This window comes from Micromonospora sp. WMMA2032 (assembly GCF_002688545.1).
In the GTDB taxonomy this organism is placed as follows: domain Bacteria; phylum Actinomycetota; class Actinomycetes; order Mycobacteriales; family Micromonosporaceae; genus Micromonospora; species Micromonospora sediminicola.
Window position 1 is genome coordinate 3823239 of the sequence record NZ_CP024052.1, and the last position, 19325, is coordinate 3842563.

Annotated in this window: 20 protein-coding genes; 14 read left to right on the top strand and 6 right to left on the bottom strand. The window is 68.4% G+C overall.

What is annotated here, in order from left to right:
- The first annotated feature begins 206 nt into the window (after positions 1-206).
- From CO540_RS17500 to CO540_RS30205, 4 genes are all read left to right on the top strand, one after another.
- Positions 207-1070: a YDG/SRA domain-containing protein gene (locus CO540_RS17500; protein ID WP_099162883.1), complete on the top strand. Its 864-nt coding sequence runs from the start codon at positions 207-209 to the stop codon at positions 1068-1070.
- 440 nt (positions 1071-1510) lie between these two features.
- The gene (locus CO540_RS17505; RefSeq protein ID WP_099162884.1) at positions 1511-2335 is read left to right on the top strand and encodes a TIGR04255 family protein; all 825 of its coding nucleotides are present in this window, start codon (positions 1511-1513) and stop codon (positions 2333-2335) included.
- Entirely contained in the window at positions 2332-2850 is a 519-nt protein-coding gene (locus CO540_RS17510) for a hypothetical protein (protein WP_099162885.1), read from the top strand. The genes CO540_RS17505 and CO540_RS17510 overlap by 4 nt, the downstream gene beginning before the upstream one ends.
- Before the next feature lie 15 nt (positions 2851-2865).
- A complete protein-coding gene (locus CO540_RS30205; RefSeq protein ID WP_157779147.1) occupies positions 2866-3351 on the top strand; it encodes a hypothetical protein in 486 nt (161 codons plus the stop codon).
- A gap of 767 nt (positions 3352-4118) precedes the next feature.
- On the opposite strand, the gene CO540_RS31205 is transcribed toward CO540_RS30205, so the two are convergent.
- The 4 genes from CO540_RS31205 to CO540_RS17530 form a co-directional block, all read right to left on the bottom strand.
- Complete coding sequence (locus tag CO540_RS31205; protein ID WP_157779148.1) at positions 4119-6881, bottom strand: tetratricopeptide repeat protein; 2763 nt, start codon at positions 6879-6881, stop codon at positions 4119-4121.
- 270 nt (positions 6882-7151) lie between these two features.
- Complete coding sequence (locus CO540_RS17520) at positions 7152-7631, bottom strand: hypothetical protein (RefSeq protein WP_099162887.1); 480 nt, start codon at positions 7629-7631, stop codon at positions 7152-7154.
- Positions 7632-7882: 251 nt separating this feature from the next.
- Positions 7883-8350, bottom strand: coding sequence for an NUDIX hydrolase (locus CO540_RS17525; protein WP_253866008.1), 468 nt, complete (start codon positions 8348-8350; stop codon positions 7883-7885).
- A gap of 23 nt (positions 8351-8373) precedes the next feature.
- On the bottom strand, positions 8374-9597 hold the full coding sequence (locus CO540_RS17530) for a helix-turn-helix domain-containing protein (protein WP_216642282.1): 1224 nt from the start codon (positions 9595-9597) through the stop codon (positions 8374-8376).
- A 627-nt stretch (positions 9598-10224) separates the two neighbouring features.
- Here CO540_RS17530 and CO540_RS17540 point away from each other — a divergent pair.
- Complete coding sequence (locus CO540_RS17540; RefSeq protein ID WP_172967866.1) at positions 10225-10467, top strand: hypothetical protein; 243 nt, start codon at positions 10225-10227, stop codon at positions 10465-10467.
- Between the two features lie 118 nt (positions 10468-10585).
- Complete coding sequence (locus CO540_RS17545) at positions 10586-11311, top strand: GntR family transcriptional regulator (protein ID WP_099162890.1); 726 nt, start codon at positions 10586-10588, stop codon at positions 11309-11311.
- 8 nt (positions 11312-11319) lie between these two features.
- Here the strand turns inward: CO540_RS17545 and CO540_RS17550 are convergent, their stop codons facing one another.
- A complete protein-coding gene (locus tag CO540_RS17550) occupies positions 11320-11520 on the bottom strand; it encodes a hypothetical protein (protein ID WP_099162891.1) in 201 nt (66 codons plus the stop codon).
- A gap of 155 nt (positions 11521-11675) precedes the next feature.
- Here CO540_RS17550 and CO540_RS17555 point away from each other — a divergent pair, with 155 nt between their 5' ends.
- From CO540_RS17555 to CO540_RS17570, 4 genes are all read left to right on the top strand, one after another.
- Positions 11676-12104, top strand: coding sequence for a hypothetical protein (locus CO540_RS17555; protein WP_172967867.1), 429 nt, complete (start codon positions 11676-11678; stop codon positions 12102-12104).
- Between the two features lie 95 nt (positions 12105-12199).
- The gene (locus CO540_RS17560) at positions 12200-12493 is read left to right on the top strand and encodes a hypothetical protein (protein ID WP_099164814.1); all 294 of its coding nucleotides are present in this window, start codon (positions 12200-12202) and stop codon (positions 12491-12493) included.
- On the top strand, positions 12484-13911 hold the full coding sequence (locus CO540_RS17565; protein ID WP_099162893.1) for an FtsK/SpoIIIE domain-containing protein: 1428 nt from the start codon (positions 12484-12486) through the stop codon (positions 13909-13911). The genes CO540_RS17560 and CO540_RS17565 overlap by 10 nt, the downstream gene beginning before the upstream one ends.
- Positions 13908-14507: a DUF2637 domain-containing protein gene (locus tag CO540_RS17570; RefSeq protein ID WP_099162894.1), complete on the top strand. Its 600-nt coding sequence runs from the start codon at positions 13908-13910 to the stop codon at positions 14505-14507. Before CO540_RS17565 ends, CO540_RS17570 begins: the two co-directional genes overlap by 4 nt.
- Here the strand turns inward: CO540_RS17570 and CO540_RS17575 are convergent.
- Positions 14489-14806: a CPCC family cysteine-rich protein gene (locus CO540_RS17575; protein WP_099164815.1), complete on the bottom strand. Its 318-nt coding sequence runs from the start codon at positions 14804-14806 to the stop codon at positions 14489-14491. The genes CO540_RS17570 and CO540_RS17575 overlap by 19 nt on opposite strands.
- 47 nt (positions 14807-14853) lie before the next feature.
- On the opposite strand from CO540_RS17575, the gene CO540_RS17580 reads away from it, so the two are divergent.
- The 4 genes from CO540_RS17580 (at position 14854) to CO540_RS17595 (ending at position 19311) form a co-directional block, all read left to right on the top strand.
- On the top strand, positions 14854-16626 hold the full coding sequence (locus CO540_RS17580; protein WP_099162895.1) for a replication initiator: 1773 nt from the start codon (positions 14854-14856) through the stop codon (positions 16624-16626).
- A gap of 15 nt (positions 16627-16641) precedes the next feature.
- Positions 16642-16923: a helix-turn-helix domain-containing protein gene (locus CO540_RS17585; protein WP_253866010.1), complete on the top strand. Its 282-nt coding sequence runs from the start codon at positions 16642-16644 to the stop codon at positions 16921-16923.
- An 11-nt stretch (positions 16924-16934) separates the two neighbouring features.
- Positions 16935-18323 (top strand): tyrosine-type recombinase/integrase, encoded by a 1389-nt coding sequence (locus tag CO540_RS30995; protein ID WP_253866012.1) that lies wholly within the window; start codon positions 16935-16937, stop codon positions 18321-18323.
- A 181-nt stretch (positions 18324-18504) separates the two neighbouring features.
- Entirely contained in the window at positions 18505-19311 is an 807-nt protein-coding gene (locus CO540_RS17595; protein ID WP_099162897.1) for an HAD family phosphatase, read from the top strand.
- Positions 19312-19325 lie beyond the last annotated feature (14 nt).

Genomic DNA, 19325 nt, shown 5'->3' on the forward strand with positions numbered 1-19325 from the left:
ACTGCAAACCCACCGAAGCATCCGACAGCAGCGGCAAGGACCCAGGTCATACGCGAGAGCCTACAGTCCCTGGTGGACAGACGGGCCGGCTAACACTGCGGCGGCGGCCCACTCCACTCAACGGGCGCGGGCGCGGGCGCGGGCACGGGCACGGGCACGGGACGCATCAGCAGCCCGCGTCGCGCTCGTGCCCTACAGTGCCTCCCATGGCCGTCCGAACCTACGGTGAAATACCCGGTTTCCCTGTTGGCGCCCGTTTTGTTAACCGAGTATCCCTGGCGAAGTCCAAGGTTCACAGACCGCGCCAGGGAGGGATCTGCGGCGGGACTGACGGGGCAGAGTCCATCGTGGTCTCCGGCGGCTACATCGATGATGAGGACTACGGGGACGAGCTCGTCTACACCGGCCAGGGAGGAAACGACCCGGCGACCAAGCGGCAAATCGCCGACCAGGAACTCACTCGCGGGAATGCTGGGCTGGCCCGCAGCCAGCTAGATGGTCGACCTGTACGGGTGATCCGGGGTGCCGGTGGCGATCCAAAGTACTCCCCCGCCAAAGGGCTTCGGTATGACGGACTATTTCGGGTCGTTGACCACTGGCATGAAATAGGCAAGGACGGCTACCGGATCTGGCGTTTTCGCCTCGTCACCCTCAATAGCGCGGACCTGCCGCCCGCTCCGACAGATGAGGACGGGCGCGCCGAACGGGTGACGACGGTTGTTCAGCGCCTAATCCGTAGCTCAAAGAAGGCTATCCAGGTCAAAGTCTGGCATGATTTCACTTGCCAGGTATGTAGCCTTCGGATCATCACACCCGCGGGTCCCTATGCAGAGGCTGCCCACATCCGGGCTCTTGGAAAACCGCACGATGGACCCGACGTAGAAGCCAATGTTCTTTGTCTTTGCCCCAACGACCACGTCCGTTTCGACGCGGGGGCTATCTACGTCGACCCGGCCTGGGTGGTTCGCGATAGCAGCACGAACGCGGAGATTGGCCCTCTGAGGAGATCCCCAGCTCACCACATCGACCCTGCTCAGCTCGCGTACCATCGGGAGCATCACGTGCCATAGCCGTCCCCTCTTGCTGCCGCGAGTCCGTTGTTCGGCCTCGGTAGCAGCTGATCTGCAGCTACACCCCCTTGAGCTACCTCCGCCGGCCGCTTCAGCTCGGTCCTCGCGTTTACCCGAGTTGACCATCGGCGGTGGTAAAGCAGCTACGAGGTGGCCCATTCCCAGACGGGACAGTCCTCCGGCGCTCCGCCGTACATGCCTCGTTGCCTTCCGAGACGGCTCCCCGGTCGGGCGACACCTGCTACCCGTGCGGACGAGTAAGCCCTGCACCGCCCGGCAGCGGTCGCGACAGGCCGCAGCCGACATCGATTGAGGAGTGTGCCAGATGGGGTGATCGTGCCATGATGGCCGCAAGTCCCTGAAACGCCCCTGCGACACTTGTGGATCTTCTGCCCCTCGTGGTACGTCCCGCCCTCACGATGGAGCAACTGTGATCTTGAATGGCTGAGCCGACGATCTTGAACTTCGACAACCCGCCGATCGCTGAGGTGGTAGCCGCCGTCAGCTATGACGCCCTGCCATCGAGTGCCCTTGCGCACTTCGGGATCTTCTGGAAGGAGCACCTGGCGGCGACGTTCCCGCGGATCGAAGAGAAGCCTCCACTGGTGCCGCCCCTTGAGCGCTTCGGCGCCGAGGTGTTTGCGCCCCAGCTAACTCTGGTGACCGAACCAGATTATCCTTCTCCGCGCCTGTGGGCTCTCAATGAGAGCGGCGATGAGCTCCTGCAATTGCAGCGGAACTGGTTCGCTTGCAACTGGCGCAAAGTGCGGTCGGACTCGTCCTATACCCACTGGCCCTCCCGCCGTGCCGCCTTTGCTCGCTGGTATTCGGCGCTGGAGGAGTACGTTCGGCTTAGTGGGCTCGGCTCTATCACTCCTCTTCAGTGCGAGCTTACATACGTGAACCACATCCTCAGTGGCAACACTTGGAAGCGGCACGGAGAAGTCTCGAAGATCTTCCGATCTATTGGTGAGTCTGAGATCCCAGTAAGCCTCGAACGCGAGAGCACTCGATTCGGGCAGGACTTCTTGATGCTGGGGGACGACAGTCGACCCATCGGCCGACTTCATGCGAGTGCACAGCCAGCATTCCGCACCGAAGGTCGGGAGCCGATATATGTCCTTGAACTGACTGCTCGTGGAGTTCCGGCCAACCCCGACATCGATGGGATTCTTAGCTTCCTTGATCAAGGTCGAGAGGCGATAAACGCCGCTTTCTCGGCACTTACCGCGGATGAGATGCAGCTTGAGTGGGGGAGAAAATGACTGTCCTGTTTGACGAACGAGTCACCTACCCCGCGCACCTCACGCACTCGAGCCGCATCCCTTACCACTCCGGAGGGACGCTTGCTGCAGGCGCAATGCTGTCCGCCCGGGCGATCCGCGTGAGGTCAAGCTTCGGGAGTCTCGAAGCGTCAAGCGAAGGCGATTCCTGGTTCGGCGAAGCGGTCGGGGACTTGATCGGGTGGGTAAATAAGGACGAGGGATGGGACAGCTATGGAGCCCGTCGGATCTCCCCGCAGGTCGCCCGCCGTGTCGCGAAGCTGCTTCACCAGCTTGCCTCATCGCAGGTCCCCCGGCCCTTCATAACGGGAACGTCCACCGGCGGCCTGAACCTCCAATGGGAAAGCGATCGATACGACCTTCAGTTCACGTTCGAGGAGCGCGATTCGTCCGCTTTATACTGGAATAAGGAAGAAGGCGAAGAGTGGGAAGGCCCTTTGGAGCGCGCGGCTTCAGCCCTGCAGGCAATTACCCGCGATAAGGATTTTAGCGAGTAGCGGTCGGGGGCCAAGTTGACGGAAGAAGTCGAATTCCAGGACGACGATACTATTAGCGACGACAGCCTGTTGTATCGTCGAATATTCCCCGGCTTTATTAACTGGAGTAAGACCGAATCAGACGGGCGGCCCAAGATTCCTAGCCAGGGATTCCAGGACTACCCTGAGGAAAGAGCTCGACAGGAGTTCGGCCTACCCGGCGCCTGCATGTCGGTGGATCTGGGGTACATCCTGGATGAGCAAGGGTTTGCGCCGGAACGCCTTCTCGAAGGGTATGGCGATTACGGGCTGGTGGTCCTCAACGTGGGGCAGTTGCGCCATTTGAAAGGGCCAAACGGTCAGGACTGGACGCAGGGCATTATGCGTGACCCTCGACCCGATGCCCCTTGGCACGCTGTCGCTTTCGCTTGTTCGGGCAAGAAAACCTCCGCGATGAAGAATGCGATCAGTGGAGTGGCCAGGTGGGTCTTCGTACCCGCGAATAGAGGTGGGCAGTTCTAGCCCCAAGACGCACTGTCTCAGCTGCCGGGCGACAAGTGGGATCCCTTGCCGCATCAAGGGTACGAAGACGCTCTCCTCCCCCTTCTGCCATCCCGTCTGCCGCCGACCCACACCTCGGTGGAGCGGGCCAGGGCCAGGGCGACAAGGTGGAGCGCCCTACCGGACGAACGACCTTGCCGCCCTGGCCCTGGTCTGCTCGGCTTGCCTGGGTCGGTGGCTGGCGGGATGGCATCCCACCTCAACCACTCTCCGAAACCGAAACCGTTCGGCAACTCCATCTCGGAGTCGTCTGGCCCCCGCCGGAGGCACAGCTCTAACCCCGCCCCCTCCCTCACCCCACCACCCTCACACCACCTCCGCCCCCTTCCCCACCCTGGGCCTGAGCGACTGTGCGGAACCGTTCGGCAACTTCGCCTGCAGCGGTGGGTCTGCCGGATCTCGTGGCGCTTCGGGATCGCCGCCACCGGGTGGAAGCGTTTCGCCTGGCCCTGGTCGTCCTTCGGGACTCGTCACCGGGTCACCTCACTGACCCAGGTGAGACGCGCGGGGCGGGGCGTGGGGTTCGGGCCGGCTGATTTTTCCGCCCCGGCGCCCTTGCGCCGGGGCGGCGGCTCCGCAGGAGCCGTTTGCCGCGCCCCGGCCCGCGCCGCGCGGAGCGCCTTGATCCTAAAGAGATTGTTTCGGCAGTCAGTCGACCCACCCAGTCCACCCACCCAGTCCGCCCACCCGGTTGGGACCGTGTTGGTTGACCAGTTATGAGCTCCCAGTTAAGCGGTGTCGGACACTGCCTCGTCAGCGTGGGGCGACTTGGGTGGTGTCAGTTTGGGGTGCTGGTTGACGGCGCTGTTTCGTAGGTCGGTCAAGATCGATGCCGCCGCGTCTCGGCGTGCGGTGAACGCCTGCGGTTCGGTGGCTGCGAGTTCGTGGAAGTAGCGCACCCCTTCGGCAGCTGCATCGAGGATCTGTTCCGACGTCTCTCCGAGGATGCGAGCTACGTATCCGAGGTTCCACAGTGACGTGGCGAGGGCGGGCAGGTAGGCGTCCCGGTTGCCGTCGACCAACTCCCGGCGCAGGTCGACGGCCTCCTGGCTGGCCTCCAACGCCTCCGCCCGCCGCCCCACCTCCGCCAACCGAACAGCGTGGTTGTTCACCGACGCCGCGAGGTTGGGCAGGTAGGCGTCGCGGTTGCCGTCGACCAACTCCCGGCGCAGGTCGACGGCCTCCTGGCTGGCCTCCAACGCCTCCGCCCGCCGCCCCACCTCCGCCAACCGAACAGCGTGGTTGCTCACCGACGTGGCGAGATTGGGCAGGTAGGCGTCCCGGTTGCCGTCGACCAACTCCCGGTAGAGGTCGGCGGCCTCCTGGCCGGCCTCCAACGCCTCCGCCCGCCGCCCCACCTCCGCCAACCGATTAGCGTGGTTGTTCACCGACGTGGCGAGGTCGGGCAGGTAGGCGTCCCGGTTGCCGTCGACCAACTCCCGGTGGAGGTCGACGGCCTCCTGGCTGGCCTCCAACGCCTCCGCCCGCCGCCCCACCTCCGCCAACCGAACAGCGTGGTTGCTCACCGACGCCGCGAGGTCGGGCAGGTAGGCGTCCCGGTTGCCGTCGACCAACTCCCGGCGCAGGTCGACGCCCTCCTGGCTGACCTCCAACGCCTCCGCCCGCCGCCCCACCTCCGCCAACCCAACAGCGTGGTTGCTCACCGACATGGCGAGGTCGGGCAGGTAGGCGTCCCGGTTGCCGTCGACCAACTCCCGGTAGAGGTCGACGGCCTCCTGGCCGGCCTCCAACGCCTCCGCCCGCCGCCCCACCTCCGCCAACCGAACAGCGTGGTTGCTCACCGACGCCGCGAGGTCGGGCAGGTAGGCGTCCCGGTTGCCGTCGACCAACTCCCGGCGCAGGTCGACGCCCTCCTGGCTGACCTCCAACGCCTCCGCCCGCCGCCCCACCTCCGCCAACCGAAGAGCGTGCAAGGCCAGTAGGGACGCTCGGTTGTTTGACTCGGTCTCCCCTGCCGAGGCGGTCAGGGCATGGGTAGTCAATGCGACCGCGATCTGGCCGAACTCGATCGAGGGGTACGGCACCCGCCGCGCTGTCCGCTGGACCCAGCCGGAATCGAGTTCAGCCGTGACGAGCAGGGCCGCGGCCCGCGGAGCGAGCATTCCGGGGAACTGGAGGCCGACCTGGAGCACCGCCTCGGTCATCACCGGCAGATCCGCGGCCAGTGCCACATCGATCATCTCCGCGGCGTCGGGCTGGTGGCTGCGTGCGCGGCTCAGAACCGTCAACGCCTGTACCGCCTGACCGGGAGCCAGCCCTTGCAGGATTCTGCTGCGCTCGGCCGGGGTGCTTTCGGACAGGACCGCGACCGCGAGGTTCTCGGCGAGTAGGTCCGGCTGCAACGTCCCCAGCCCACCGCCCGTCCCCGCTGCCGGGTACAGACCGTACAGCCAGTCCACATACCCGTTGACCACCTCTGGTTGCGCCCCGCCTAGGCCCGGCACCCGGCGGACCAGTTCCATGGCCTGCTCACGGTTGTCCGCACCAAGCAGCGCCGCCACGGCGACCAGCCGCCGCAACACGGCGTCGGCACTTGGCTCACCCGCACCTGGTAGACCGTCGCGGCGGGCCCGGTGCCGCCAGTACCGGGCCTCATGGCCCAGCACCTCGGCCAGCACGTCGTACCGGTCATCACCACGCGGCCCACCCAACACCGCCAGCAACGCCAGCGCATGCAACCGCAACACCGGAACATCAGGACCCAACCCACCCAGCGGAACATCACCCGCAGGCCGGCGACGCAGCTGGGCGGCGAACGCCACCACCGCCTCGGCCACGATCTGCTGCGGGGTGTAGTCCTCAATACGAGCCGGCACCTCTAGGACGTTCGCCGGCAGGGTCAACGCGTCCACCAGATGCGCCTGTGGCGGGTAAGCCGCCGACAGCGACGACCACCACAACCCGGCCGACCGGGCCAGCAACAACACCCGCACACCACCGGCTCGCTGCGCGACACACAACAGGTGCGCCAACGCCTGCGGGTCACGGGTCTCGGCATAATCCACCGTCAGCAGCAACCGGCCCGGCCGGTCACCCGTCTCAAGCTGCCCAGCGACCGTCGCCTCCCCGCCGGGAGCCACAGGCCAACACTCCCAGCCCGTCAACCGGCCGGTGAAGTGTCGCCCCAATCGGGTCTTGCCCACCCCACCCGCACCCACCAACAGCCGCACCACGCTCGCGCCCGGATCCGCGCACCACCTGTCCAACGCCGCCAGCAGCCACCCACGACCGACGAACCCGACCACCGCCGCCTGCGGGCGCAACAGCCACACCACCGATTCCGGCAACTCCGCCACCAACGCCCCCGCGACCGCCCGATCCCGCCGCTCACGCCGTTGCCGCGCAACCCGAACCCACTCCAGAACCGATGGCGCGAACGCTCCCACCACCGCCGCCGCTACGCCCGCGACCACCGTCCAGACCGGCTTGTCATCCGTGACCAACGCCCACACCGCCGCCGCAGCGACCACCGCGGGAGTCAATACCGCCCACCAGCGGCGCCCGACCCACCCCAACCCAGCCCGAAGCACACCCGCACGATACTGAAGGTGATCAGACCAACACACAGTCGATCATCCAAGAATGGAACCCGCTCATCGGCAGATCCCTACGTCCCGACGATCACTGATGCGCCCCTAGGCTCATCGCGCTGTCACGCATCCCGTGACGAAGATATGTCGTGCATCAGTTGTCAGATCACATGCCGCCCACCCGGCTCTCGGTCAATGGCCCTCCGTTCATCACGGACAAAGGTCCGCCCGGACGTGCACCCCGCACCATGCCGGCAGCTCGACGGACCAGACCCGCCACCCGCCGCGGTCCTTTCGTAGCTCCCACCGCCACGAATACGCGGTACCGGCAAGGATCTGCGCGTCGTCCCACCAGACCGCGCGTACCTGCTCGGTCACCGACGCCCGGTCGGCGCCCTGGTGCTCGATCGCGCTCGGCCCCACGCTCTCCAGCTTCGAAGGCTCCCGGCCAGTACCGGTCATCTCGGCCCGATAGTCCCGCCACTGCTGCCGCAGCTCGTCATGACGCGCGCCAGCCAGCACCCGCGACAGCCCCAACTCCTCACCGGCGCTGAGCTTCAACAACCACACCCGGGCCGCGGCCTCCGGCGTCGCCTCGCCCCGCTCCGCTTCCAACTGCTTGCGCACGGCCCACGAGGCCGGCACCGCCATAAGGCCAGCGCAACTGATCACCATCAACGCCAACAGCACCCAGGGCCACCGCCGGGGACTTCCAACTTGTCGGACTCCACGCAACCGCCACCACTGCGGAACCTCCCCCAAGATCACCTACGCGACGATACGAGAACCTCTCGGAACGTGTCTCGTCGAGATGCTCAACGGACGTCGCACCCGTGGCTAACTCCCCGCGCTAGGTGCTGCGGCGAAAGCGTCGATGAAGTTCCGCGCATCGGGGGCAGAGCATGCGGCCCGTTGTGCGCGGTCTTGAGTAAGTCCGCGTGTCAGACAGCGCTGCCGTGCTCGGCGTACGCGGAGAAGCTACCGCCGCGGGCTGCGATTGCGGTGCGGATCCGACGGCCAAGCCGCGAGGGACCGTAGTGTTCTACCGACTCTGCGTCCACGTACTGCCATTGGGTGAGTTCACCGTCCGCGAAGCGGATCGCGCGCTCCTGCTCGGCTCCGAGTGACCCGCCGTCGAAGATGAAGAGCAGTTTGTCGCCCTCGTGCTCGGCCGGTGCCCAGTCCACGAGCAGCATCGGTCCGAGTGCGGGCGTGAGGCCGAGTTCTTCGCGGACCTCTCGGACGCAGGCTGCCCGCGGTGACTCGCCGGGCTCGACGTAGCCGCCTGGGATGTCCCAATGCTTCTTGTAGCTGGGGCGCACGAGCATCACCCTGCCTTCGTTGTCGAAGAACAGGGCGCCGGCGGCGACGCGTGGGGTCGCCACGGGTGGCATCTCGTTGGCCGTCACCAGGGCAGCCTAGATGCCTCGGTTCAGTCGAGCACCTTCAGCCGGCGAGCCAGGCCGACCAGTTCGGCTGGCGGCTTGCCGCGCTGTCGGCGGACCCAAGTCAAGGCGAGCTGCCTGCTAAGGAAGTGGTGCCGCACTTGCTCGGGCGCCATCTGCTCGGCTTCGAGTAGAACAGCTTGAGCGTCATCGACGCGGTTCCACGAGCTGTAGGCGCGGGCGACTTCGAGGGCGTGCCGTACCCGCCGTTCCATAGGGAGTCCGCGGGTGTCGACGCGCGGGCCGAGGTCGACGGCCACCTGAACATCGCCCAGCTCAGCTGCGGTGGCGACGCGGTGGATGACGACGTTGGTCGGGCCGAACGCCGTCCAGAGGTGGTTGGCATCGGTCCCGAGCTGACCGGCGGCATGCGCTGCTGCGGCGAGGAAGGTGCGGGTGGTGCCGGCATCGTTGGCGCGGGCAGCGGCCATGGAGCCGGACAGGAACAGGGTTCCGTAGACGGAGAGCAGGGCCGGCGAGGCATGCGTCAGGTGGGGCTCCAGGTAGCCGGCAGCGTCTTCGGTGAGGCGTACGGCTTCGGTATAGCGACCGGTGGCGTGCAGGGCGTGACCGACGGACCGGAACAGAGAGCCGGTGATGAGCGGGTCACCGGTGGGCCGGACGGCTGCCAAGCCACGGTCGGCAGCGATCCACGCGAGGTCGACCTCACCAAGCTTGGTGAGCTGGGTGGCGGTCAGCTGATAGGCAAGGCCGAGGAGCCGACGGGCTTGGTCCTGGTCGTCCCCCTCGTGTTGGTCGGCGGCGGCCTGGGCGCGGTGGAGCAGGTCGGGTAGTTGGCCGGTGACGTATCCGAATCGCGAGTCCTGGTAGGCGTTCCAGAGCGTGCCGACGTCCTTCCGGAGCACGGCAATGGTCGGGGGCTCACCGTGGGGACTGCCACCGAACGGGGCAATGGCGCGGTAGTTCATGAGGGCCGCGCGGAGAGCGGGGACGGTCTCGGTGCCAGTGTCGGCGGTCCAGTCGAGCAGTACGGGTTCGCCGAGTAGGTCACCGAGGGATACGTCCAGGATCTCGGCGAGAGACTTGATGACGGAGAGCCTGTCCAGCTCGATGCGGTTGTTTTCGACCTTGCCGAGCCAATCAGCGGTGCGGCCGATGAGCCCGGCAAGGACTTCCTGCGACAGGCCGCGTCGGCGGCGGTACCAGGCGACGCGCTCGCCGATGGTCAGGGTCTTGGTTGTCCCGTGCACCGTTTCACCTTCTCCCATCGGCCGGCTGCGACCCCGGAAGGATTTTCCGGGTTGCTGGGCAGTTTGTGCCACAACCTGTGTCCATGACGGGGCTGAACGTATCGACCAACTGCCAATCCTGCTCGGGTGCCGGCTGGAAGTACACCCTTGCGCGATCCGCCGTGCGGGTCATGGGGCAGGGGTCGGAGCGGACTCGTTCGCTGGCTCGGCGGTCCTGCATGGACTGCGCGGGCACCGGTCGCGCGGCAACCTGCTGAGGCTGGCCCGGGGTGGGTGCTGGCATGGGACCGCGACCCGAACGTCGGCCCCGAGAGAGCCCGCCCACCCCGGCGCCCCGCCGACGACACCCGGTTCCGCCCGGCGCACCCAAGCCGGGCGCACTGGTCTTCCTCGACGGTCGCGCGTCGGTGCAATTCGGCGGCGATCGGGCTCTGTGGCTACGGGTGACCGCCATCGGCGATTGGCCGGCCTTTGACGGCTGGGTGTGGCTGACCGGGTACGTCATCAACCCAGGAAACGGGCAAGCGCTGGCCCGGCGCGAAGTCCTTGCGCAGATCGCGGGACTTCAGATCGGCCCCCCATCCAGCGTTCCGTCGCCAACCCTGGCGCGGACGGCAAGGAGGCGTGGTGTTTGACCTTCGGGTACGGCTCGGCACAGTGCTCCGGGTGGAGGCGGCCGACCGCTACCGCCCTGCGGACGGACCGGTAATGCTTCGCGTGACCGGCGTCCGCCTGGTGCTCAATCGCCCGGAGCGCGAGGAGTGGATCTGGGTCGAGGGAACCAAGGTGGCACCGCGCAACCAGAGGGGTGAACGCACCCAGATCCTCGTGCCCATTCGGCTGTTCGCTCCCCTTGGTCCGAGCCGTTGATCCCCCCTCTCCGCTATGCCGCCGTTGAAGCCGCACGGCTGATGCAACTTGTCCTGACATGCAAACAACTCATAAGCTGCTGTAACTCATGCAGCGTTCCTAGGTGGGGTGGCCCGCGATGGCGTACGAGATTCCGACGCCGAAGTACCTGCGCGTGTTGAACACGCTGCGGAAGCGCATCGAAGATGGCGACTACGCCCCCGGCGCGGCGCTACCGTCGGAGAACCAGCTCTGCACGGAGTTCGGGGTGTCCCGGCCGACCGTGCTCAAGGCCCTCGGCATCCTCAAACAGGATGGCTGGATCGAGTCGCAGCAGGGCAAGGGCAGCTTCGTCCGTGGCCGGCCCGCCTCCGGCCGAACCTCCCCTGAGTACGCGCGGGACGCAGTCGAGCTGGACGAGGCCGGGGAGACGGAGATCCTGCACGTCGGCCCGGTGCTCGCCTCGCCGCGGATCGCGGCCGAGTTGAAGATCCCCGAAGGGACACCGGTCTACGAACGGCGCCGTCGCACGGTTTCGGAGGTTGGCCCAGTCGACCTGATCGCCACGTTTGTACCGGTAGACGTCGCCGCCGGCACCGACATCATCAAGCCGGCTCCAATCCCGGGCGGCCTACTCGACCTCATCGCCCGCCACAAGGGCCTACGCGCCGACTACGCCACCGAACGCATGACCGCCCGACGGGTGACCCCGGTCGAGGCGGACGCCTTGGACGTGCCAGCGGACGAACCGGTAATGAGCTTCGTCATTACAGTTCACCAAGCATCCGGCGACCCAATCATGACGTCGGTCCTTGTGATGCCGGGTAGTCGCCATGAGATCGAGGACACCTACGCCCTGTCCTGATCCGCTGTTCAGCGCGGCTGATCGGGGCTCGACGGCGCACGGGGGATCCGCGAGATCCAGCCATCTCCACGGTCTATCCGCAGTTCGTTCGCCTCGCGATCGATCCAGTAGGACTGACCGGCCTCAATCAGCACCGGCAGGTCGAGGCAGAACCACCCGTCAACGATGTTCACCAGCGTCAGACGCTCGACCGTCGTCCACTCCTGCATCGCATCCCCTTCGGTTCACGTCCAAGCCGGCTCTCCACATTGTGCACCCAGCTCACGTTACTCTTGCTTGTACTTACAAGCTGACGTAACTTGTTAGCTCAACCGGTTGTCAGTAAGGCAACTGGTGAAGCTAGGAGGCTGTCCACGTGGTTCCGATGACGTTGAAGGTGCCTGTCCCGTCCGAGTACGTCTTCCCTGCCGGGGCGTTGTGCCTGGGCGTCTCGCCGCAGATCGACTTCGAGCGGCGGGGCGAGGCGGACAACCAGGCGCGGGACAAGGAGACCGGCGAGCGGGTCTGGGTGGTGCGGGTGATGGACCTGGACCCGGAGGCCGGGAAGTTCGGCCGGTCGACCGAGGTGAAGGTCAAGGTCGTGGCTCCGCAGCAGCCGGTGCCGCCGCCGTCGACCGTGCCGGGGTACCCGCCGGCGGTGGAGTTCGAGGGCTTGACCCTGACCCCGTACGTGGACTCGCAGCGGTGCAAGCCGGGTCGGTCCTCGGGTGACTGCCGGTCCCGGATGGCGTACTCGCTGCGGGCGACCGCGATCCGTCCGGCGTCGGTGGTGCCGGGTTCGGTGGCGGCCTGACCGCTGCTCTGTGCGCGCGGGGCGGGTCGTTTCCCCGCCAAGAGTCCCGACCCGTCCCGCGCTCTCCCATCCCTCATCTGGTGAAGGAGGGCGTGATGCCCACCGTAATTCCCCCTGCCCTGTTCATCGCCGTGCCCCTGCTCCTCGGCGCGGCCCTGGCAATCGGCCGCGCCCGCCTGAGCGGTCTGCGCCACGCCTACCGGGAGGTGGAGGCCGCCGTCCGGTCGGCGCTGCATCTGCCGCCGGCTTCCGCTCGGGTGTACGCGATCCGCTGTCCCCATTGCTGCCGGTGGGTGAAGCCGCGCCGCTTCGACCTGCGCCGCATGTCCTGCCACTCGTGCATCGCGACGCTGGGTCGGCCGCACTGGGGTGATGACGTGTGCCTCTGATCAACGTCATTCCCGGGGACAAGATCCCCATGGCGCCGATGAACGTGCGCCTACCGGCGTGGCGGGTTCCGGGTTGGCTGCTGGTGTTGTGGTGGCTGGCCCGGAGCCTGTTCCGCGCCTCCGTGCTGGCGGTCCGGTACTGGTGGCTTACCACCCCCGCCGCGCTAGCTCTGTGGATCCGGGCGGAGTTCGGCGGCCTGGTCCTGGCCGGCGTCGTCCTGACCGTCGCCGGCGGCTGTGTCGGGTGGTGGCGGTGGCATCCGTCGTCGTGGCTGCGGTTCGGCTGGTACCCGCTCGTCAGCCGGGTCCGCGCGCTGGTCGTCTACCGCCGGCGGTGGGCATCCGTGATGGCCACCTGCGGGTTGGCGACGGCGTTCGCCGGTGATCGCTACGTGCCGCAGCTCCTGCGCGTGCGCTGCGACCGGTTCGGCGACGAGCTGACCGTCCGGCTGCTACCGGGGCAAATCCCCGACGACTGGGGACAGGCCGCGGAACGCCTCGCCTACGCCTTCCGCCGCCGCAGCGGACAGGCCCGCTCCACCAACCGGCCGGATCGGGTGGTGGTGCGCCTCGTACGCCGAGACCCCCTCGCCAACGTCGTGGCGCCGCTCCCCGTGGCTGAGGTCCCGAACCTGGACGGGCTCACCCTCGGCGTCGACGAGGACGGCCAGCCCTACCGGCTGCGGCTGGCCGGGTCACATGTGCTGATCGCCGGGGCGACCGGGTCGGGCAAGGGGTCGGTGCTGTGGTCGCTGCTGCGCTCCCTGGCCGGCGGCATCCGCTCCGGGCTGGTGGAGGTGTTGGCGTTCGACCCCAAGGGCGGGATGGAGTTGGCGGCCGGGGTGCCGCTGTTCACCCGCTTCGCCTACGACGACCCCGACAGCATGGCCGGCGTCCTCGAAGAGGCCGTCAAGCGGATGCGGCTGCGGGCGGCCCGGCTACGCGGGGTGACCCGCCAACACGTGCCGACCCCGGAGGATCCGTTGCTCGTCCTGGTCGTCGACGAGCTGGCCGCACTCACGGCCTACATCACCGATCGGAAGGTCCGCGACCGGATCAAGGAATCACTCGGGCTGCTGCTCAGTCAGGGGCGTGCGGTCGGGGTGCACGTGGTCGCCGCGTTGCAGGACCCGCGTAAGGACGTGCTGCCGTTTAGGGACCTGTTCCCCACCCGGATCGGGTTGCGGCTGACCGAGCCCGAGCAGGTGGACATGGTCCTCGGCGAGGCCGCCCGCGACCGAGGAGCCCTCTGCGATCGCATTCCGGAGTCGTCGCCGGGGGTGGGGTTCGTGGTTCTCGACGGCGTCCGTGAACCCGTCCGGGTGCGGTTCGCCTACCTCACCGACGACGACATCCGCCAACTCGGCCGCGACTACCGCCGCCTCTGCGACGACAACAACCAGGAGGTGACCCCGTGAAGGCCGACACCGAACGCGCCGAAGGGCTCGCCCTGGTGTTCATCGTCCTCACCGTCGGCGGACTGGCCGGCGCCGCATCGTTCACCCACGTCCACGACTGGACCATGGCCAACTCGCCTACCGGTACCGGGGACTGGTTCGGCTGGGCGAATGCCGCCATCTCCGAACTGCTCCCGTTCGCGGCGCTGCTGACCATCCGGCGACGCCGCCGCACCGGCGGCCCGGTCGGCTACCCGCTGTTCCTGCTCGTCTGCGCCGTCGCCCTGTCCCTCGCCGCTCAACTCGCGGTGGCGAAGCCGAGTCCGTCAGGGTGGCTGCTGTCGGCCGTGCCGGCGTTGGCGTTCCTCGGCCTGTCCAAGCTCGTCTTCTCCACCGCACCGGCGGCGCCCGTCGATCAGCTGGCTGGCGATCGGGGCGAAGTGCCAACCGGCTACGACCTGACCGAGGATCACCGGCCCGTTGTGGTTGACGCCGTCGACGAGGAGCAGGCAGCGCGGCCGGGGGGTGCGGTACAGCGGCCGGGCCTGGTGCCCGTGCCTGCGGCGGCGTTCACGTCTCGCAGCGCTGCTGGCGTGGTTCAGGGGGTGCGGCCTTGATCGCGGAGTGGATGTTCTTCGGGCCGGGGTGGCCGTACGTGGCGCAGGTCTTTCGGGTCGGCCGCTCCGTGCTTGGCGAAGTTGCGGCGGGCGTCGAGCAGGCTCAGATTGCGGTTCGGCCCGCCGCGTACTCGGCCGGCGTCGTGCTCGTCCTGGCCGTCGTCCTCCCAGAAGCAGACGTCGCAGATCTCGTAGCTGCCTCGCTCGCCCAGGGTGAGGTAGCCGCAGCACGGGCAGGCGTACGGGCCGCCTTCGGGTCCTCGGTACACGTTGACGAACTGCCCCGCGTCGTCCTGCATCACGACGCCCAGCTTTCCACCTCCGCTGTGGGAGGGGTGTCCTGCCAATGACGCAACCGACGCTCATCCCCGTCGAGCAGCCGCGGCCCGGGTCGCGGGCCGACCGGATGCGCAAGCCCTTGGCCAAGGATGCGCTCAAGCAACTCGCCGAGTCTCACGGCGTCTGCGTCCGCCCCCTCGCGCTGCGCCGCACCGACACCACCACCGGCCTGACCGAGGTGGTGGAGGTGCCGTGCGGGGCGACCCTGGCCGTCAAGTGCAAGCCGTGCGCGGAGAAGAGCCGACGGCTGCGCATCCAGCAGATCCGGGAGGGCTGGCACCTCGCCGACGAACCCGCCGTCCGCCCCGACAAGCCCGGTGAAGACGCGCTCGCCCTCGTTCGGGTCCGAGCGCATCTGGAGTTCGAACGCGAAGCCGTTCAGTACCAGCCGATGACCACCGACGAGCGGGCCGCGCAGGTGGCCGAGATCGACGCCGCTATTGCAGAGCTGGATGAAGCTCTCGGCGAGACCAGCCTGCGCGGGCACCTCACGCCGAAGGAACGCGATGAGCGGCCCCGCCGCAAGCGGTCCACCCGACGGCGTCAAGACTCCCCGGACCTGCCTCGGCTCCCCGTCGACCCCCGCACGGTCGGCCGGGCCTACTCGGGCAGGACGGGCAAGACTCACCGGCCGTCGATGCTGGTCACGCTGACGCTCGACTCGCACGGGCCGGTGCACTCCCACCTCCGCCGCGGCGCCTACATCGCTCCGTGCGAGTGCGGTACACGGCACGGCCCGCACGACGACGTGCTCGGCACTCCCGTCGACCCGGCTGGCTACGACTACCGGCGCGCAGCGTTGGATGCGATCCACTTCGCCCGGGTCCTCGACCGGTGGTGGCAGAACGTCCGCCGCGCCGCCGGCTGGAACGTCCAATACGCCGGCGCCGTCGAGCTGCAACGCCGCCTCGCCCCACACGCGCACTTCGCCATCCGGGGCACCCTCCCGCGTCGGCTGCTCAAGCAGATCGCCGCCGCCACCTACCACCAGGTCTGGTGGCCACCCTTCAACGAACCGGTCTATCGGGTGGACAAGCCACCGGTCTGGGACGTCGACCGACAGGCATACGTCGACCCGAAGACCCGCGAGCCGCTGCCCACCTGGGGTGAAGCCCTCGACGCCCTGGAGGAGCCCGACAGCCGCCCCGCCTACGTCGCCCGCCTTGGCCGCATCGACGCCCGCGGCATCGAGCAGGGCACCCGCGATGCGGAGCGGTCCATCCGCTACGTGACCAAGTACGTCACCAAGGACCTGACCGACCAGGCCAAGCCCCGCTCCGACCCACAGAAGGCGCACTTCGACCGACTCCACGCCGAGCTGTCGGTCCTGCCCTGCTCGCCGACGTGCGCGAACTGGCTGCTCTACGGCGTTCAGCCGGACGGCGTCAAGGCGGGCTTGACCCCGGGCCGGTGCACCGGGAAGGTCCACCAACGCTCCACCCTCGGCTTCACCGGCCGGCGCGTCCTCGTCTCTCGCCAGTGGTCCGGCAAGACCCTCGCCGACCACCGCGCCGACAACCGGGCCTGGGTGCGCGCCATCCTCGCTGGGGGCATGGCCGACACCAAGGACCACGACCAGCCGGCCGACGACACGGACGGATCCAAGCGGTACCGGTTCGAACTCGCCCGACCCGAAGACCCCGACGTGCCACCCCTGGAACACCGACTCCTGCGCGCCATATCCGCCCGCATCCGCTGGCGCACAGACCTCGACACCGCGCGGCTAAGAACAGCCGCGCTCTCGCCGTCATCCGATCAACCAGCCGCGCTGGCGGCCTGAACCATGGGGGAACTCTTGTCCAACGTCGTGCCGTTCGAGCTGCGTCAGGCCGGCCCTCGGGTCGGTGAAGCCGACGAGGTGAGGCCGATCCGGGCCGTATACACGGTCAAGGAGGTGGCCGCGATGCTGTCTCTGTCGGTCAGTTCGGCCTACGCCCTGGTCCGGGCCGGGCAGATCCCCGCTGAGCGTCTGGGGCGGCGCTGGGTGGTCCCACGTAGCCGCTTCCATGCCTGGCTGGACGGCGCGGTCGGCGGACTCTCGGCGACCGGAACCGACTCGCCGCGTAGGGGTTGGTGACCGTGGGCTTCGTGAGCAAGACGCCGGCCGGGACCTACCGGGCGAACTGGCGGGACTCGGCCAACCGGCAGAAGGCCAAGACGTTCCGCACGAAGAAGGAGGCGAACGCGTACCTGGCCGAAGTGGAGGGCGCGATCAACCGGGGCACGTACGTCGACCCACACGCGGGGCGGCTGCGGTTCGGCGACTTCGTGACGCGGTGGCTCGCCGGGCGGTCGGTGGAGGTCCGGACGGCCGAGCGGACGGAATCGATGCTGCGGGCGCATCTGCTGCCGCAGTGGGCGGACTGGCCGTTGTCGCGGATCGACTACCTGGCGGTACAGGAGTGGGTGACCAACCTCAGCCGGACCCTGGCGCCCTCGACGACAGCCAAGCACCTCGGGATGCTGTCGATGATCATGCAGACGGCGATCCGGGCGCGACTCATCGCGGTGAACCCGTGCGAGGGAGTGCGGATACCGCGCAACCGGGCGGGTGAGGCTCGCGCCGGCATCATCAGCCGGGACGCGTTCCTCGGCCGGCTGCTGCCCGCCGTGCCGGCCGAACACCGGGGAATCGTCGCCGCCGCCGCCGGAGCGGGACTGCGCTGGGGTGAGTGCGCGGGCCTGCCCTGGGAAGCGGTCAACCTCGACCGGGGGCTCATGCACGTCGGCCAAGTGGCGGTGGAGACCCACGGCGGGATCGTGCTGCGGGCGTACCCGAAGACTCGGGCCGGCGTGCGCTCGGTGCCAATGCCGCGGTTCCTCGTCGACGAGCTGCGCCGGCGGCGCGGGGCCGGCTCGCCGGATGGCCGGGCGCTGGTCTTCGCCGACCGGGACGGCGGCCCGCAGCGGCGGTCGAACTTCCGGCGCCGGGTGTGGCTGCCGTCGCTGGTGCGGGCCGGCCTCCTCGGGGGCGTGACCGAGATGGCACCGGGCCGCTGGCTGGCGTTGTGGCCGGATCGCGACGGGCAGGAGCAGCGGGCGGAGTTCGCCACTGAGGCGGCGGCGGTCGCGCACGCCGCGGCCTCGGCGGTCGGCGGGCTGCGGTTCCACGACCTGCGGCACTCGTACATCACGTGGCTGGTGACGGACGGGGTGCCGGTCAACGTGGTGCGGCGGGTAGCGGGCCACGAGAAGGCGTCGACGACGCTGGACCGGTACACGCACACGCCCGACGACTACGCCGATCGGGTCCGGCTGACGTTCGCTGACGATTCGCTGACTTTTCGCCCGACGCCGTATTCGGCCGACCCGGAGAACACGCCTCCACCTGCGGCGGAACGCTCAGCCCGGAAAGGGACGACCCCCGTCGGGGGGAGACGGGGGTCGTCTGTGGTTCGGCTCCGGGGGGGTCGAGCCGAACCGACTCAGCGGTCACGGGGGGTGCAACCGCCGAGGGCCTGCGGCGACGGGACGTGAACTCCTGTCGTGAGGACAAGCATGCCGCAGCGGACCCTTATACGTCGAGTGGTGTTCACTCCACGCAAAGCTAATTCCCACCGCAACGGATGTGACCGCCGTCACTCCGGTGGGTGCACCTCGGTCTTCCTGACCCCGGGCGGGCGGCTCCACCGGGCCTGTCCGGCTAGACTTTCGCGCCGTGGGCCGCAGTGCCGCTTTCTTCGATCTCGACAAGACCGTCATCGCCAAGTCGAGCGCCCTGGCGTTCGGTCGGCCGTTCTACCGGGACGGGCTGATCACTCGGCGTGACGTGGTCAAGTCGGCGTACGCGCAGCTGATGTTCCGGCTGGGCGGCACCGACGAGCAGACCATGGCCCGGACCCGGGACTACCTGGCCACGCTCTGCAAGGGCTGGCCGGTGGAACAGGTCCGCCAGATCGTCGCGGAGACGCTGCACGAGCTGATCAACCCCTACGTGTACGCCGAGGCCGCCGCCCTCATCGAGGAGCACCAGGCGGCCGGGCGGGACGTGGTGCTGGTCTCCGCCTCGGGCGAGGAGATGGTCCGGCCGATCGGTGAGCTGCTCGGGGTCACCGACGTGATCGCCACCCGGATGGCAGTGGTCGACGGCCGCTACAGCGGCGAGGTCGAGTTCTACGCGGCCGGGCCGAGCAAGGTCGAGGGCGTCAGCGAGCTGGCCCTGGAGCGGGACTACGACCTGAGCGACTCGTACGCGTACTCCGACTCGTACAGCGATCGGCCGTTGCTGGAGTGCGTGGGGCATCCGACGGTGGTCAACCCGGACCGGGCGCTGCGCAAGCTGGCGGTGGAGAACGCCTGGCCGGTGCTGGAGTTCCGGCACCCGATCCCGCTGGGCCGCCGGCTGCGGGAGCGGCCGGCGGTGCCGGTCGCGGCGGCGGCGCTCGGCGTGGGCGTCGGGGTGGCCATCGGCATCGCCTGGTACGGCCGGCACCGCCGCACCCGCGCCGCCGCGCCCACCGCCTGAGGGCCGCCGGGCCG